Raw genomic sequence first — 18,073 nt, 5'->3', positions numbered from 1 at the left:
AGACAACTCACTAAAACACGAGAGTAAACTCATAAAAATCTGAGAGACAACTCATAAAAACAAATTAGCTATTAATATTGTCGAAAGACACTATTAAAACTCAAATTAATAACGAGGTCAAGTTATTAAGGGTGTAGGGCGGATGCCTTGGCACTAGGAGCCGATGAAAGACGTGATAAGCTGCGATAAGCTTCGGGGAGTGGCACATACACTTTGATCCGGAGATTTCTGAATGAGGAAACTCACTTGGAGTAATGTCCAAGTATCCATACATGAATACATAGTGTATGGAGGGGAACTCAGGGAACTGAAACATCTAAGTACCTGAAGGAAGAGAAAGAAATTCGATTCCGATAGTAGCGGCGAGCGAACTCGGAAGAGCCCAAACCGAATCAGTTTACTGGTTCGGGGTTGCGGACATATCTTAAGGAGAAGATATTGCGAGTAGAATAGAGCTGGAAAGTTCAACCATAGAGGGTAATAGTCCCGTATACAAAGCCAAGAAAGCTCTTGATATGATCCAGAGTACCACGAGACACGTGAAACCTTGTGGGAAGCAGGGAGGACCATCTCCCAAGGCTAAATACTACCTAGTGACCGATAGCGAACAGTACCGTGAGGGAATGGTGAAAAGAACCCCGGGAGGGGAGTGAAATAGAACCTGAAACCCTACACTTACAAGCTGTGGGAGCGCATTATTCGCGTGACCGCGTACTTTTTGTAGAACGGGCCAACGAGTTACGTTATGTGGCAAGGTTAAGCACTTCAGGTGTGTAGCCGAAGCGAAAGCGAGTCTTAACTGGGCGAATTAGTCACATGACGTAGACCCGAAACCGGGCGACCTACCCATGAGCAGGATGAAGCGAAAGTAAAATTTCGTGGAGGTCCGAACCCACGTACGTTGAAAAGTGCGGGGATGACTTGTGGGTAGCGGTGAAATTCCAATCGAGCTCGGAGATAGCTGGTTCTCCCCGAAATAGCTTTAGGGCTAGCCTTGAATGTAGAGATGTGGAGGTAGAGCACTGAATGTCCTAGGGGGTATTGCACTTACCGAAGACTATCAAACTCCGAATGCCATTATCTTTTATTCAGGAGTCAGACTATGGGTGATAAGGTTCATAGTCGAAAGGGAAACAGCCCAGACCGTCAGCTAAGGTCCCTAAATGTATGTTAAGTGGTAAAGGATGTGAGATTGCACAGACAACCAGGATGTTGGCTTAGAAGCAGCCATTCATTTAAAGAGTGCGTAATAGCTCACTGGTCGAGTGATCTTGCGCCGAAAATTTCCGGGGCTAAAACATACTACCGAAGCTACGGCATCACATAGTGATGGGTAGGGGAGCTTCCCATGCAGGTTGAAGCGATACCGTAAGGAGTCGTGGACAGTATGGGAGAGAGAATGTTGGCATGAGTAGCGAGATGAAGGTGAGAATCCTTCAGGCCGTAAACCCAAGGTTTCCAGGGGAAGGTTCGTCCTCCCTGGGTTAGTCGGGACCTAAGCTCAGGCCGAAAGGCGTAGGCGATGGACAACAGGTTGATATTCCTGTACTACCGATAATCGTTTGAGAGATGGGATGACACAGTAGGATAAGCTGAGCACACTGTTGGTTATGTGTGTCTAAGTATTGAGGCTGGCTAGACAGGCAAATCCGTCTAGCTACTAAGGCTGGGATACGATGGGGAGCGAAACTAAGTAGCGAAGCAGCTGATTTCACACTGTCGAGAAAAGTCTCTATCGAGATTAAAGGTACCCGTACCGCAAACCGACACAGGTGGGTGAGGAGAGTATCCTAAGGCCCGCGAGAGAACTATTGTTAAGGAACTCGGCAAAATGACCCCGTAACTTAGGGATAAGGGGTGCCCCAGAAATGGGGCCGCAGAGAATTGGTCCAAGCGACTGTTTATCAAAAACATAGGTTTCTGCTAAGTCGAAAGACGATGTATAGGAGCTGACGCCTGCCCGGTGCTGGAAGGTTAAGGGGATCTGTTAGAGTAATCGAAGCAGTGATCTTAAGCCCCAGTAAACGGCGGCCGTAACTATAACGGTCCTAAGGTAGCGAAATTCCTTGTCGGGTAAGTTCCGACCCGCACGAAAGGCGTAACGATTTGGACGCTGTCTCAACAATAGACTCGGTGAAATTGTAATCCCGGTGAAGATGCCGGGTACCTGCGACAGGACGGAAAGACCCCATGGAGCTTTACTGTAGCTTGACATTGGGTCTCGATACTACATGTACAGGATAGGTGGGAGACTACGAAATCAGGGCGTCAGTTTTGATGGAGTCATCCTTGGGATACCACCCTTGTAGTATTGGGACTCTAACCATAGGCCATGAATCTGGTCTTGGGACACTGTCTGGTGGGCAGTTTGACTGGGGCGGTCGCCTCCCAAAAGGTAACGGAGGCGCTCAAAGGTTCCCTCAGTACGGTCGGAAATCGTACGTAGAGTGTAAAGGCAAAAGGGAGCTTGATTGCAAGACATACAGGTCGAGCAAGGTAGAAATACGGACTTAGTGATCCGGTGGTTCTGAATGGAAGGGCCATCGCTCAACGGATAAAAGCTACCCTGGGGATAACAGGCTTATCTCCCCCAAGAGTCCACATCGACGGGGAGGTTTGGCACCTCGATGTCGGCTCATCACATCCTGGGGCTGTAGTTGGTCCCAAGGGTTGGGCTGTTCGCCCATTAAAGTGGTACGCGAGCTGGGTTCAGAACGTCGTGAGACAGTTCGGTCCCTATCCGTCGCAGGCGTAGGAAATTTGAGGAGATCTGTCCTTAGTACGAGAGGACCGGGATGGACATACCTCTGGTGTACCAGTTGTTCTGCCAAGGGCATGGCTGGGTAGCTATGTATGGAAAGGATAAGCGCTGAAAGCATCTAAGCGCGAAGCCCACTTCAAGATAAGATTTCCCACCGTAAGGTTAAGATCCCAGGAAGACTACCTGGTTGATAGGTCAGAGGTGTAAGTGCAGCAATGTATGTAGCTTACTGATACTAATAGATCGAGGACTTGACCAATAAAAATACACTAATATATTCAGTTTTGAGAGTACAAAACTTTCAATTTAATATGTGGTTATTACAGCAAAGAGGATACACCTGTTCCCATTCCGAACACAGAAGTTAAGCTCTTTAGCGCCGAAGGTACTTGATGGGAAGCTGTCTGGGAGAATAGGACATAGCCACGTGATAGGCTCTAGCATTTAGCTAGAGTCTTTTTTTTGTTTATATAAAAAGTCAAAAATATTCATAAAAATAAATATTATATACAAAATAGAGATCTATTTTAAAAATAAAAAGCTTATAAAAAGACATGGAGAAATATGATATAATTAGACATGTATACTCTCTGATAATATGTAATAAGCAGCGTAGATAAATAATATAAATATATTTTTAAATTTACTAAGAATAACGTAGATAAATAATTACGAAAAATATATAAATACTAAATATATAAATACTATAGAGCTATTTTTAAAATACACTATGAAAAGTATATAAATATATTTATAAATAATGAAGACAAATAATACAGAGGTATTAAAAATATTCATAAACAAATATGTGAGGTAAAAAATGAGTACACCTATATATGATAGATTAAAAGATATATATGATTCTGAGATTGTATCGTTTCATATGCCGGGTCATAAATATGGAAAGATATACGAAGAATTAGGTTACAGTGACAAAATTGAACAATTTTATAAACTAGATACAACTGAAATCATAGGAACAGATAACTTGCATGATCCAAAGGGAGTAATATTAGAGTCAGAAAAAAATGCAAAAAGAATATTACTATCAGAGAAAAATTGTGAAGAGATAGATTTACATTATATAGTCAATGGAAGTACGTGCGGTATTATAGCTTCTATATTGTCGTGTTGCAGACCAAACGATAAACTGATTATAAATAGAGGTTGTCATCAATCCGCATATAATGCATGTGTAATAGGCGATATACATCCGATTTTTGTAAATGAAAGAATTGATTATAAGAATAGTATTTTCATGGGGTCATATGAAGACGAGTACATAGCTAAAATAGAGGAAAATAGAGATGCTAAAGCTGTATTTTTGACAAGACCTACTTACTATGGTATGTGCATGGATATAGAAAAAATCATAGAAAAAGCACATGAACATAATATGCTAGTAATAGTGGATGAAGCGCATGGAGCACACTTTGGATTGAGTGACAAATTTCCTAAATCATCAGTAGAATTAAGAGCTGATTTAGTGATACAAAGCATACACAAAACTCTTCCCTCTTTTACTCAGACATCTATCCTTCTGGCAAAGAAAGAGTCAGTTGATAGAAATAGATTAAAAAGGTTATTGTCAATGCTTGAAACATCCAGCCCTTCATATCTTATGATGATGAGTTTGGAAATAAGCTTTGATATTTATGAAAAATATGGAACATTTTTGATGGAAAGACTGTTAAATAGTATATATGTATTTAGAAGGAACGCAAAAGCATATGATATTTCAATAATGGACGATCCAACTAAGATATTTATTAATACAATAGACAAAGGATTTAATGGGTACGACTTTGCAAAAATTTTGAGATATAACTACAATATACAGGTTGAAATGTCAAATTACAGTGGAGTTTTAATGCTTTGCTCTATAGCAAATGTTAAGTCTGATTTTGATAAAATGGCAGCTGCTTTAAAAGATGTTTTAGAAAAGAAATTGTTTAGCAGAAAAATAGATTTTTTTGATGACTTTGATAATACAAATATGGGTGAAAGAGATATAATATCGTCACACCATAGTAAAAAAATAAAGTTAAAATATCCTACTAGCATTCCGGTTAAGTGTGTTGAACCAAATGAAGCATTTAATTCTGACAAGGAAATGATAGATTTAAAAGATTCTTTGAATAGAGTTTGTGGAGAGTTTGTAATACCTTATCCTCCAGGGATTTGTATCATAGCACCTGGTGAAATAATAAATCAGGAAGTAATTGATTTTGTTAAAAATGCTAAAATGTTTGATGTTGATATAAATGGTATGCAGAGTAGGAATTTTGAAAAAATAAATGTATTAAAATATAAATAAGTGAATTAAAATATAAATAAATCTATTAAAAAAGAAAACTGTATTAAAAAAAATGATTATATTAAAAGAAAAATGATTATATTAAAAGAAAAATGATTATATTAAAAGAAAACAAGATGATTTTAAAAAATGAATGCATTAAAAATGTACATATATTTGAATAAATAAAGCAATTAAATAAAAATAATGTTGCGTGATATAATAAGCAATTATGTTGTGCAGAAGAGTACGCAATTAAAATACATATGTAGGAGAGAGTTGAGGAAAATAGATGATAGGAAAGTTATTTGTTATAGAGAGTGGAACAGATGGATCTGGAAAGGCAACGCAGAGCGAATTACTATATAATAGATTAGAATCTGATGGATACAAAGTAAAGAAAGTAGAGTATCCAAACTATAATTCAGAGTCATCTTCTCTTGTGAAAATGTATTTAAGAGGTGATTTCGGGAAAAAAGCAGACGATGTTGATCCTTATATTGCATCCACTTTTTTTGCAGCAGATAGGTATGCTACTTATAAAACAGAATGGGAAGATTTTTATATGTCTGGTGGAACTATAATAGCAGATAGATATGCTACTTCAAATTTAGTACACCAAGCATCAAAGATGGATGACCTAGAAGAAAGAGAACAATTTTTAAAATGGATGGATGACTATGAATACAATTTATATAAAATTCCTAGAGCAGATAGTGTATTTTTTTTAGACGTGCCAGTTGATGTAAGTAGCGAACTAATAAAAAATAGAAAAAATAAAATAACTCATGAATCTGAAAAAGACATTCATGAAAGTGATTACGAGTATTTGAAAAAAACATATGAAAATTCAAAGTACATAGCTTGTAAATATAAATGGGATATAATAAATTGTGTAGATAAAAATAAATCCATGAGAAATATTGAAGATATACATGACGAAATTTACTCAAAAGTAGTAAATGTGATTAAAGGAAAGTAGGAAAAATATGTTTGAAGGTATACTGGGAAATGAAAGTGCGAAAAATAAACTAGCGACAGCAATTAAGTCAAATAAAATAACAAATGCATATATGTTCACAGGGCCTGAAGGTATAGGTAAAAAAAAGATAGCAGAAAAATTTGCTAGTGAATTAATAAAAATTAATATAGAAAACAGCTCAGATTACAATCTAATAGAAGCTAAAAGTGGCGAAAATAGCATAAAAATTGATCAAATAAGAAATCTAAATACAAGTATAAATTTAAAACCATATAGTGATTATAAAGTATATTTGATAAATGATGCAGAAAAAATGACGGTTCAGGCACAAAATGCATTGCTAAAAACATTAGAAGAACCACCTGCTTATGGTATAATAATACTTGTAACAAAAAATGATCAAGCTTTATTAGAAACTATTAGGTCGAGATGTATTGAGATTAAGTTTGCACCATTGAGCAATCAATATATAAAAAATATATTAATAGACAGAGGTGTAGATGAGAGTCAAGCTACAATGGTTTCAGTTTTTTCTAAGGGAAGTGCAAGCAGGGCCTTAGAAATGAGTGAAAGTCAAGATTTTAATGAGTTGAGGTTAGAGGTAGAAAATTTTTTAGAAATGGTAATTATAGAAAAAAATAGGTTTGAAGTGACGAGGATGTCAGAGTACTTAAAAAAATATAATGATAAAATAAATGAAATTATAGAATTGCTTAAAGTTTATATTAGAGATGCTATTTTGCTAAGAGAAGGAGTGGATGAGTCTTTGCTAGTAAATATTGACAGTATTAAGATTGTTAGAAAACTTGCATACTCTGTGGGTATAGCACAATTAGGCAAGATTATATCTATTCTGGAGTGTAGCGAAAATAAAATTTCGAGTAATTCAAACTTTAATAGTACTGTACAAACTATGGCTTTAAATATATATGAGGTGGTAAATATATGATATTAATTGTTGGAGTAAGGTTTAAACCTGCTGGAAAAATATATTACTTTGATCCTGGAAGTTTTGAACTATCTGTAGGTGATGATGTAATAGTAGAAACTGCTAGAGGGCTGGAATATGGAATGATAGTTACAGGTCCTAAATCAGTAGATGAGGACGATATTGTGAGTCCTTTAAAGCCAATTGTAAGAATGGCAACAAGCGAAGATAGTGAAATCTATGTTGAGAACAAAATTAAAACAAAAGAGGCAATTGAAATTTGCACAGAAAAAATTAAAGAACATGAGCTAGAGATGCATTTGAAAGATTGTGAATATACTTTTGATAGAAATAAGCTTATATTTTACTTTACAGCAGAAGGAAGAATAGATTTTAGAGATTTAGTAAAAGACTTGGCAGCTATATTTAAGACGAGAATAGAGCTAAGACAAATTGGAGTGAGAGATGAAGCTAAGATACTAAATGCTATAGGTCCTTGTGGTAGACCTCTTTGTTGTTCTACATGGATAGGTGAATTTATGCCAGTTTCTATAAAAATGGCAAAAGAACAAGGTTTGTCTCTAAATCCTTCTAAAATTTCTGGTGTATGTGGAAGATTGTTTTGTTGCCTAAAATACGAAGCAAAAGGCTACTCAGAAGCTATTAAAAGGATGCCTGCGACTGGATGGTTAGTTGAGGATTTATTTGACGGTAAAACTGGAAAAATAATAGAAACTAATTACTTGTTAGAAACGATTAAAGTAGAGTGCGAAGGTAAGGAAAAAGAGATAAGAGTGTTAGCAAAAGGCGATTATAAAGTAATAAAATCTTTCAAAAAAGAAAATAATAGAAATTCTGATGGTGATGAAGTTCTAGATAGAGATGCATTAGAGGAACTAAAGAGATTGGAACAGGAATAATAATGAGCATTAAACTGTTAGAAAATGAGAGAATAGATGACCTTCAATTCAAGGATATGAAAATAATACAAAACACAGATGGATTTTGTTTTGGAATAGACGCGGTATTGTTGGCTAATTTTACGAAAGTAAAAAAAGATAATCGCTTAGTCGATCTAGGTACTGGGACAGGCATTATTCCTTTATTGCTTTCAGGAAAGAGTCGAGCCAAGGAATTAATAGGAGTTGAAATACAAAAAGAAGTAGCAGAAATGGCTACAAGGTCTGTAGCGCTCAATCAAGTAGAAGATAGAGTAAAGATAATAAATGAAGACTTAAAAAATATTTGCAACTTATTGGAAAAAAACACATTCGATGTTGTAACATCAAATCCTCCTTATATGAATCCAAATGGTGTGAAGAATAAAAACGATAAAAAGACTATTTCTAGACACTGTATAAAATGTGACCTTGAAGATGTAATAAAAGTTGCATCGGATCTACTAAAGCCAAATGGTAAATTTTTCATGGTGAATAGGCCGGTAAGATTAGTGGATATGATGGTGTTTGGAAGAAAATACAATTTAGAGCCAAAAAAAATCAGGTTCGTGCACTCTAAACATTCAAAGGCTCCAAAATTAGTATTGATAGAGTATGTAAAATGCGCAAAAGCAGAAGTAAAAATATTAGAACCTCTATATATCTATAAAGAAGATGGATCTTATACTGATGAAATTCTAGAAATATATTCAAAAAAAGCGTGGAGGAGTAAAGATGGAATCTAAATTATATATCTGTCCTACGCCAATCGGTAACTTAGAAGATATTACGTTTAGGACGCTAAAAGTGTTAAAAGAAGTAGATTTAATAGCGGCTGAAGATACAAGGCATACAATTAAGCTACTTAATCACTTTGATATCAGCAAGCCTCTAACAAGCTATCATGAGCATAATAAAAAATCAAAAGGTGATATTTTAATAGAAAGATTGCAAAATGGCGAAACTATTGCCCTTGTAAGCGATGCTGGAATGCCTGGAATCTCTGATCCTGGTGAAGACTTAATAAGGCTATGCATTGAAAAAAATATAGAGGTAGAAGTGCTGCCAGGGGCATCTGCATTTGTAGTTGCGCTCGTTGGATCTGGAATGCAAACTGATAAATTTGTGTTCGAAGGATTTCTTGATAGAGATAAAAAGAAAAAGAAAAAAAGACTAGAAGAAATAAAAAATGAACTGCGAACTCTTATTATTTATGAATCTCCTCATAGATTAAAAGAAACCTTAAAATTAATGAATGATATTTTGGGAAATAGAAAAATAGCTATATGCAGAGAACTTACAAAAAAATATGAAAGCTATTTTAGAACAACAGTGCAAGAAGCTATTGAACATTATGAACAAAACTCTCCACGAGGAGAATATATTTTGATAATTGAAGGCGGAACTTTTAGTGAAGAACAAAATACATACGAAGAACTGAATGAAAGAGAATATGTAGAAAATCTAATTGAAGAAGGCTATACAAAAAAAGATGCAGTAAAAGAGGTTGCAAAAAAAAGAGGTCTTAAAAAAGATATAGTCTATAAATTGACTTTAGATCTATAAATCTTAAGTAAAGACGAAATAATAAAAAATATACTGTTAAAGAAGATAACAAAAAACGACACCTAGTAAATAAACTTACTAAAAAGGTGTTGTTTTTTTGTATTATCTTTTGTTAATTCGGATAAAATTACATTTTTAAATAAATAAAAAACATTAAAAAGCGATTCTATTCTAATAAAATAAACATCTATTGTTAAAAAAAGAAAAGTTATATTAATTTTCTAATAAAAAAAATAAATAATTGTAATAAAAATAGTATTTTCTATATAATTATGATAAAATAAGTATATCTAGATAAACTTTATATTTTTAAGTAAAAAAAAAGTTTATACTTGCTAGTAGCCTAGTTATTATTAAGGAGAATGAAAACATGCATAATTTAACAATGTTAACAGATTTATATCAGTTGACAATGATCAATGGATATTATGAAAGTAATGTTCATGAAGACATAGCTGTATTCGATATATTTTTTAGAAAAAATGTATGTGAGGGTGGATACACAATAGTATGTGGAATTGAAGAGATTGTTAAATACATAGAAAATTTAAAATTTAAAGAATCAGACTTAGATTATTTAAGGAGTCTAAATTTATTTGATGAAAAGTTTTTAGAATTTTTAAAGAGATTTAAGTTTACTGGTGATATATGTGCTGTAGAAGATGGAACTATAATGTTTCCTGGTGAGCCGATAATAACAGTGAAGGCTCCGCTGTATCAAGCACAACTAATTGAAACGGCTATGCTTACAATAGTTAACTTTATGACGTTGATAGCAACTAAGTCTTCCAGAGTATGTAATGCAGCGAAAGGAGACCCAGTACTTGAATTTGGGTTGAGAAGAGCTCAAGGACCTGAAGCAGGTTTATATGGAGCTAAAGCTGCAATAATAGGCGGCTGCAATGGAACTTCAAATGTTTTGGCAGGCAAAATGTTTGACGTTAATATTTCTGGTACACATGCGCACAGCTGGGTTCAGAAATTTGATACAGAACTAGATGCATTTAGAGCATATGCAAAGACATATCCAGATACATGTCTTCTTCTGATAGATACATATGATGTATTGAACAGTGGAGTTGAAAATGCAATAACAGTATTTAATGAGTTAAGAGCTTCAGGACATGAGCCACTAGGAGTCAGATTAGACTCTGGTGACTTGACTTACCTATCAAAAGAGGTGAGAAAACGATTGGATGAAGCAGGATTTGAAAATGCAAAAATAACTGCATCAAATGACTTAGATGAATATACGATTACGGCATTGAAGCAAGAAGGTGCTCTAATTGACTCTTGGGGAGTGGGAACGAAGCTGATAACTTCATTTGACTATCCTTCCTTAGGAGGCGTATATAAATTAGCAGGTGTATTTGATTCAAATGGTAATCTAGAACCAAAAATTAAATTGTCAGAAAATCCTGAAAAGATGAATAATCCTGGCTTAAAAAAAGTTATAAGAATTTATAACAACACTACATCAAAGGCAGAAGCAGATTTAATAATGCTTTCTGATGAAAATATAGATACTGAAAATCCTATTGAAATATTCGATCCAGTATACACTTGGAAAAGAAAGACTTATTACAATTACACAATAAGAGAAATGTTAAAACCACTATTTATAGATGGTAAATGTGTAAGAACTCATAAGACTGTAAATGAAATCAAAGAGTATACTAAGAACGAACTTAATAGTATCTGGGATCAGTATAAGAGAATAAAGAACCCTCACGTATACAAGGTTGATTTGTCCGAAAAATTATGGACATTGAAAAATAACATGGTGGCATCTAAAAAGAAAAATTAGTATATTTTATGTAAAGTGGGTGAATTAAAATGACAAAAAAATCATACGAAGAAAGAATGGATTCAACAGATGCAAAAATAATTGAAATTCTTCAGGAAAACGGTAGAATTTCGATGAAGGATTTAGGGATGGCTGTGGGATTAACATCTCCAGCAGTATCAGAAAGAGTTAAAAGACTTGAAGAAGCTGGAATAATTTCTGGATACAAAGCTATAGTAAATCCGGATTCAATGGGAAGAGTAATAAAGGCGTTTATAAACGTTTCATTACCAGGAACAGCATATGATGCATTTTTAGACAAAGTTAAAAATGACCACAGAATAGTGGAGTGTCACCATATCACAGGAGACGATAGTTCTCTATTAAGAGTAATTGTAGAAAACATGGATGATTTGGAAAATGTAATTGATGGTCTTAAGGACTTTGGTAGAACAAAGACTTCTGTAATACTATCGACACCAATTCAGTCAAAGTCTATCTTATGAAAGTTGACTTATTAAAAAATGTAGTATAAAATTATAATGTAATATATAAAACTACATATTAGGCTGTGAAGAGAAGAGTAGGCATATAATAATGTCACAGAGAGTTGGGTTAGCTGGAAACCAATACAGTAAAAATGTTGAACATGGACTTGGAGCCTCATACCAAAGTTGAAAAATGATGGTATGCGTGAAATACGCGTTAAAGTAAAGAGACATTGTTTTTGTAAAATTGTTTGGGTTTACAATTTTATAAATAACGATAATTAGGGTGGTACCGTGAATTTATACTCGCCCCTATGTATTTATAGGGGGCGAGTATTTTTTTGTAGAAATTTTTAAATAAAATGAAAAACATCTCAGCACGGAAATTTTTAAAAATTAAATTATATATAATAAACAGGAGGAAAATTAAATGACAAAAAAACCAACATTTTATGTAACAACACCAATTTACTATCCGAGTGGAAAGCTTCATATTGGTCATGCTTACACTACAATAGCAGCGGATGCAATTGCAAGATTTAAGCGATTTTGTGGATATGATGTAAGATTTTTGACAGGTACAGATGAACATGGTGAAAAAATTCAAAAAAAAGCACAGGAAGCTAATAAAACAGAAATAGAATTTTTAGACGAGCAGATTGCGGATATAAAAGCTCTATGGAAAAAATTAGAAATATCAAATGATGATTTTATTAGAACTACTGAACCTAGACACGAAAAAGCTATACAAAAAATATTTACAAAGCTTTATGAGCAGGGAGATATATATAAGGGCGAATATGAGGGTAACTATTGTGTCCCTTGTGAAAGTTTTTGGACAGAATCTCAGATGATAGATGGAAACAAGTGCCCAGATTGTGGTAGAGAAACAACTCTGGTAAAGGAAGAATCATATTTCTTTAGGCTATCAAAATATGAAGATAGAATTAGAGATTTATTTGAAAATGGAAACTTTGTAGAGCCAGAAAGCAGAAAAAATGAAATGATAAAAAACTTTTTAGATCCAGGTCTAGAGGATTTGTCTGTTACAAGAACTTCTTTTGACTGGGGAGTAAAAGTTCCATTTGATGAAAAGCATGTAATTTATGTTTGGATAGATGCACTTTGCAACTATATTACTGCATTAGGATATATGGGAGAAGACGATACAAAATATAAGACTTATTGGCCTGCAAATGTACAGTTGGTTGCAAAAGAAATTGTAAGATTCCACACAATAATATGGCCAGCAGTATTGATGGCTCTAGATTTACCTCTTCCAGAAAAAGTTTTTGGACACGGGTGGATTTTATTTGCCGATGATAAAATGAGTAAATCTAAGGGAAATATAGTGTATCCTGGACCAATGGTAGAGAGATATGGTGTTGACGCACTTAAATACTTCTTGCTTAGAGAGTTTTCTTTTGGTCAAGATGGTAGCTACACTCATAGAAATTTTGTGAATAGAATAAATTCAGATCTTGTAAATGATCTTGGCAACTTAGTTAGCAGATCTATTTCAATGGTAGAAAAATATAACAACGGAATATTAGAAAAAAATGACTCGACTACTGAATTTGATGAAAGCTTAATTGAAACGTATAAAGAAGCAAGGAAAGATTTTGAAGAACATATGAATACATTGATGTTCCATGAGGCATTAGAAAGCGTATGGAAATTTGTTAGAAGAACAAATAAATATATTGATGAAACTACACCTTGGATACTGGCAAAAGATCCAGAAAATAAAGAAGTGTTAAACAAAGTATTATACAATCTTTGTGAGTCTATTAGACTTATATCTGCATTGATCAGTTCTCTACTACCACATACTTCTGAAGAAATATTTAAAAGACTTTCAATCACAGGCAATGAAGAACTTACTAATTGGGAAAGCAGCAATGAATTTGGGCTATTAGCAAGTGGAACAAAGGTACAAAAGGGAGAATTACTATTCCCAAGACTAGATGTTGAAGAAGAAATAAGTATTTTAGAAAACTTATTTGCTGAAAGAATTGTAGATCAAGAGTCTACAAATGATGAAAAGATAGAAGAGGAAAAAGAATTGGAGCATAAAGAAACAATAACTATAGACGATTTTGATAAAGTAGAACTTAGAGTAGGGAGAGTAATTGAATGTGAAAAACACCCTAAAGCTGATAGATTACTAGTATCAAAAATAAAATTAGGATCTGAAATCAGACAAATAGTATCCGGAATAGCTCAGTGGTATTCTCCAGAAGATATGGTCGGCAAGGATGTAGTAGTAGTATGCAACTTAAAGCCAGTTAAATTAAGAGGCGTTGAGTCGCAAGGGATGATACTAGCTGCTGGAGATGATGGTGACGATTTAGTAATACCGCAGGCAATAGGAGCTAAAAGTGGAGCTGAGGTGAGATAGTAATGCTATTTGATTCACATGCACATTTAAATGATGAAAGATTTGATGAGGATAGAGATGAACTCATTAAATCCCTTAGAGAAAAAGATGTAGACTTGGTTGTAAACCCAGGTGCTGACATGGAAACATCTAGATCTGCAGTAGAACTTTCCAATAAGTATGATTTTATATATTCTGCTGTAGGAGTTCATCCACATGATGTAAGTAATATGACTGAATCCGATTTAGAAGAGCTAAAAATACTTGCAAAATCTAATGATAAAGTTGTAGCCATAGGTGAAATAGGTCTAGATTACTACTATGATTTATCTCCTAGAGATAAACAAAAATACTGGTTTATAAAGCAAATTGAACTTGCAAACGAATTGAATTTACCATTTATAGTGCACGATAGAGATGCTCATGGGGATACTTTTGATATTATTAAAAAATACAAAGCACCACACACTGGATGTGTTCTTCATTCATTTAGTGCATCTGCTGAAATGGCTAAAGAATATATTAAGTTAGGGTGTCATATTTCAATACCTGGTACAGTGACTTTTAAAAATAACAAAAAAACTGTAAACGTAGTAAAGGAAACACCACTTGAGTGGATGTTTATTGAAACAGATTCTCCATATATGACGCCAGTTCCATACAGAGGAAAAAGAAATGATCCTTCTATGGTGAAATATGTAGCTCAGAAAATTGCACTTGAAAAAGGTATTTCGTATGAAGAAGTTTGCAATGCTACAAAAGAAAATGCTAAAAGGTTTTTTGGAATAAGGTAGGTATGCAATGTCTAATATAAAAGGTGTAATATTTGATATGGATGGTGTAATATTTGACACTGAAAGTATGTCATCTGATTTTTGGAGAAAAACTATGGCGAAGTACGGTCATGAAATGAATGATGAGATATACTCAGAGGTCATGGGAAGAAATAAAGAAGGTGTAATCGAAGGTCTTGAGAGTATATACAAAGATCCAAGTATCGATTTTAGAAAAATATCAGAAGAAAAAACTGCAGCAATGGTAGAGCAACTTGATAAGAATCCTATACCTACTTTGCCTGGAATATACGAAATAATTGAATATTTAAAGCTAAAAGGTTATAAAATGGGAGTGGCAACTTCTACTAGAAAATTTAGAGCTGAAAAAAGATTGAAAAAAGAAAATATATATGATCATATGCATGCATTTATGTACGGAGACGAAGTAGAAAAATCTAAGCCTCATCCAGAAATTTTTCTGAAAACAGCTCAAATGCTTAACTTAGAACCAGGTGAATGTTTAGTTTTAGAAGATTCTCCATCAGGCATAGAAGCAGCTTATAATGGCGGATTTAAGTGTATAAATGTAGTAGACATGAAAAAGCCTACAGAGCAAATGAAAAAACGAACAATAGCAATTTGCGATGACTTATTTGAAGTAATTGATTGGTTAGAAGAAAATAACTAAATTATTAAAAAGAAAACTAAAAGCATCGGATTGTATTTTATGGAGGATGTTATGAAAAAAATAAGTGTTATAGGTGCAGGAAATATGGGAAAAGCCATAATTGGTGGCTTAGTAAAGTCAGAAACTGTAAATCCAGACTATATAATCGCTACAAACAGACATCAATCTGTGCTCGACAACTTAAAAAATGAATACGGTGTACAGACAACACTGGATTCAAAAGAAGGCGCAAAAAAAGGTGATATAATAATTTTTGCTGTTAAGCCTAAAGTAATAAAAGAAGTAATAAAAGATGTAAAAGAGTTTATAGATGATAAAAAAATAATTGTATCAATAGCTGCTGGAATATCAATAGAAGATATTGAGTCAGTAGTAGGAAATGATAAAAAAATTATAAAAGTAATGCCAAATACTCCAGCAATGGTGGGAGAGGCTATGTCGGCAGTTTCTATAAATAAAAATATATCTGAAGATGAAAAACAAATCGTAATGGATATTTTTAAGTCATTAGGTAAGGCTGAATTGGTGGACGAATCATTAATGGATGCCGTTACTGGAGTAAGTGGTTCATCTCCTGCATATGTGTACATGATGATAGAATCTATGGCAGATGCAGCTGTATTGTCGGGAATGCCAAGAAAACAAGCATATGTTTTTGCATCACAAGCGGTACTAGGTGCAGCAAAAATGGTTTTAGAAACTGGATTGCACCCAGGTGAATTAAAAGATATGGTTTGTTCACCAAGTGGGACGACAATAGAGGCAGTAGAAGCATTGGAAAAATATGGATTTAGAAATGCTGTGATAAAAGGGCAGATGGCATGCGTAAACAAATCTATAGAAATGTCAAAAAAGTAAAATAAAAAATAATAAAAAAACAAAATAATGAAAAATAAAAAGGTGTACTATATGAATTTTAAACTTCATATAGATACACCTTTTATATTGTTAAGATATTTTTAATTTATATTTTTATAATATATTAAAATGTAAACAATTTATTTTATATTAAAAATAAGAAAACTAAAAGGAAATGGCAAAGTGAACCAAGCATAATAAATATATGGAAAATATCGTGGAAATTCCAATTTTTTATATTTGGTTTTTTAATTGCATAAATCACTCCACCGATTGTATATAATACTCCTCCGAGTGTCAATAGCATAAAAGCTATAGGAACCAAATTTATATATAGGTCTTTTATTACAAATATAGCTGCCCATCCCATTGCTATATATAAAGCCGTAGATAATATCCTAGGCATATTAATCCAAAAAATCTTAAGTATTATACCTATTAATGCTATTACCCATAGAACAACAAATACGGGTACTCCAACTTTTTTTGGTAAAACGTAAAGACAAAATGGTGAATATGAGCCTGCTATCAGTACATATATCATAGAATGATCAACTTTTTTCATAACAGCAATAGCTTTTTTCTTTGATTCATTTATGGCATGGTATATACCGCTCACAAAATATAATGACATCATAGACACTCCAAAAATAATAGTGGAAACAAATAACGCCAAATTAAAATTACTTATCAATAGCTGTTTTCCAATTAATAAAATTAGAGCTATTACAGATAAACCACCTGCGATAAGGTGAGTGACAGAACTTATCGGATCTCTTAAAGCTTTCATTATTACACCTCGTTTTCTAAGACTTAATACATAGTTTACAAAACTACTTATAGTCATATTATAAAACTAATGAAAATATTTATCAAGCTTTTTTTGAAAAAAAAGAATATTTTTTACTCTTAAATTGTCCTTTGATGTAAGCTATATAGGTGGTATAATAAAAAGTGGACTCTATTCACTGAATGTATAGAGATGGAAATTATGTTTTAAATTAAGATGAAATCAAGTGGAAGTAAATTACTTATAACTTGGTTTATAACAATAAATAGTAGAGTTTGGAGAATAATTATGTACGATTTAAAAAGAGTTATTGATGAACTAATGGAAAAAGATGATATTAAAACAGATGATATACCCAATATTGATATTTATATGGATCAAATTCTTAGCTTGTTCGATAAATATTTTCCATACAATGACGATGAGCAAAGACTTACAAAAACTATGGTAAATAATTATGCAAAGGGAAATATAATAAAACCTCCTTCAAAAAAGAAATACAACAAGGAGCATATATTGACTATAGTGATTATTTGCATATTGAAAAGAAATATGAGTCTTTCTGATATAAAAAAAGTATTTGATAAAATATCTGAGATAGATGTAGAAGATAATATCAATGGAAGTGAAGTGGAAGCTGTTTATGATAGTTATCTTATAAAGAAGGCCGAAATGAACAATAAAATAAGTTCAAAGATAGATTTTATACTTTCTGAATTAAAAAATGATGATATATCGATATCTGAAAAAAAACTTTTGGATGTTTTGATTCTATCATACTATTCGAATCTATTAGGAGAAGCGGCTAGAACAATAATTAGAGAAGAGGAATAGAT

At 33.3% G+C, this 18,073-nt stretch carries 14 protein-coding genes, 2 rRNA genes and 1 other annotated feature; of the genes, 15 read left to right on the top strand and 1 reads right to left on the bottom strand.

The window, feature by feature from the left end; genetic code table 11:
• Nucleotides 1-115 precede the first annotated feature (115 nt).
• From C0982_RS01955 to proC, 14 genes are all read left to right on the top strand, one after another.
• Nucleotides 116-3,020 (top strand): 23S ribosomal RNA (locus C0982_RS01955).
• Nucleotides 3,021-3,073: 53 nt separating this feature from the next.
• Nucleotides 3,074-3,190 (top strand): 5S ribosomal RNA (gene rrf, locus C0982_RS01950).
• A 391-nt stretch (nt 3,191-3,581) separates the two neighbouring features.
• Entirely contained in the window at nt 3,582-5,078 is a 1,497-nt protein-coding gene (locus C0982_RS01945) for an aminotransferase class I/II-fold pyridoxal phosphate-dependent enzyme (protein ID WP_101772563.1), read from the top strand.
• Between the two features lie 271 nt (nt 5,079-5,349).
• The gene (locus C0982_RS01940; RefSeq protein WP_101772562.1) at nt 5,350-6,039 is read left to right on the top strand and encodes a dTMP kinase; all 690 of its coding nucleotides are present in this window, start codon (nt 5,350-5,352) and stop codon (nt 6,037-6,039) included.
• Nucleotides 6,040-6,046: 7 nt separating this feature from the next.
• On the top strand, nt 6,047-6,988 hold the full coding sequence (locus tag C0982_RS01935) for a DNA polymerase III subunit (protein WP_101772561.1): 942 nt from the start codon (nt 6,047-6,049) through the stop codon (nt 6,986-6,988).
• Nucleotides 6,985-7,887, top strand: coding sequence for a PSP1 domain-containing protein (locus tag C0982_RS01930; protein ID WP_101772560.1), 903 nt, complete (start codon nt 6,985-6,987; stop codon nt 7,885-7,887). Before C0982_RS01935 ends, C0982_RS01930 begins: the two co-directional genes overlap by 4 nt.
• A gap of 2 nt (nt 7,888-7,889) precedes the next feature.
• Nucleotides 7,890-8,651 (top strand): tRNA1(Val) (adenine(37)-N6)-methyltransferase, encoded by a 762-nt coding sequence (locus C0982_RS01925; RefSeq protein ID WP_101772559.1) that lies wholly within the window; start codon nt 7,890-7,892, stop codon nt 8,649-8,651.
• Nucleotides 8,641-9,471, top strand: coding sequence for a 16S rRNA (cytidine(1402)-2'-O)-methyltransferase (gene rsmI / locus C0982_RS01920; protein WP_101772558.1), 831 nt, complete (start codon nt 8,641-8,643; stop codon nt 9,469-9,471). The genes C0982_RS01925 and rsmI overlap by 11 nt, the downstream gene beginning before the upstream one ends.
• A 370-nt stretch (nt 9,472-9,841) precedes the next feature.
• Entirely contained in the window at nt 9,842-11,278 is a 1,437-nt protein-coding gene (locus C0982_RS01915) for a nicotinate phosphoribosyltransferase (RefSeq protein WP_101772557.1), read from the top strand.
• A 56-nt stretch (nt 11,279-11,334) separates the two neighbouring features.
• Complete coding sequence (locus tag C0982_RS01910; protein ID WP_180946870.1) at nt 11,335-11,763, top strand: Lrp/AsnC family transcriptional regulator; 429 nt, start codon at nt 11,335-11,337, stop codon at nt 11,761-11,763.
• 56 nt (nt 11,764-11,819) lie between these two features.
• Nucleotides 11,820-12,062 (top strand) — a binding site (T-box leader).
• 113 nt (nt 12,063-12,175) lie between these two features.
• On the top strand, nt 12,176-14,146 hold the full coding sequence (gene metG / locus C0982_RS01905) for a methionine--tRNA ligase (RefSeq protein WP_101772555.1): 1,971 nt from the start codon (nt 12,176-12,178) through the stop codon (nt 14,144-14,146).
• Nucleotides 14,147-14,148: 2 nt separating this feature from the next.
• A complete protein-coding gene (locus C0982_RS01900) occupies nt 14,149-14,919 on the top strand; it encodes a TatD family hydrolase (RefSeq protein WP_101772554.1) in 771 nt (256 codons plus the stop codon).
• A 7-nt stretch (nt 14,920-14,926) separates the two neighbouring features.
• Nucleotides 14,927-15,589 (top strand): HAD family hydrolase, encoded by a 663-nt coding sequence (locus tag C0982_RS01895; protein ID WP_101772553.1) that lies wholly within the window; start codon nt 14,927-14,929, stop codon nt 15,587-15,589.
• Nucleotides 15,590-15,640: 51 nt separating this feature from the next.
• Nucleotides 15,641-16,447 (top strand): pyrroline-5-carboxylate reductase, encoded by an 807-nt coding sequence (gene proC, locus C0982_RS01890; RefSeq protein ID WP_101772552.1) that lies wholly within the window; start codon nt 15,641-15,643, stop codon nt 16,445-16,447.
• A 145-nt stretch (nt 16,448-16,592) separates the two neighbouring features.
• Here the strand turns inward: proC and trhA are convergent, their stop codons facing one another.
• A complete protein-coding gene (gene trhA / locus C0982_RS01885) occupies nt 16,593-17,237 on the bottom strand; it encodes a PAQR family membrane homeostasis protein TrhA (RefSeq protein ID WP_242961463.1) in 645 nt (214 codons plus the stop codon).
• 288 nt (nt 17,238-17,525) lie between these two features.
• Between trhA and C0982_RS01880 the strand changes: the two genes are divergently transcribed.
• Nucleotides 17,526-18,071 (top strand): DUF1836 domain-containing protein, encoded by a 546-nt coding sequence (locus tag C0982_RS01880; RefSeq protein ID WP_207653227.1) that lies wholly within the window; start codon nt 17,526-17,528, stop codon nt 18,069-18,071.
• Nucleotides 18,072-18,073: the final 2 nt, after the last annotated feature.

This window comes from Peptostreptococcus faecalis (assembly GCF_900240845.1).
Classification (GTDB): Bacteria; Bacillota; Clostridia; order Peptostreptococcales; family Peptostreptococcaceae; genus Peptostreptococcus; species Peptostreptococcus faecalis.
The sequence above is the reverse complement of the archived record's forward strand: the minus strand, read 5'-3'. Positions and strand labels throughout refer to the sequence as shown.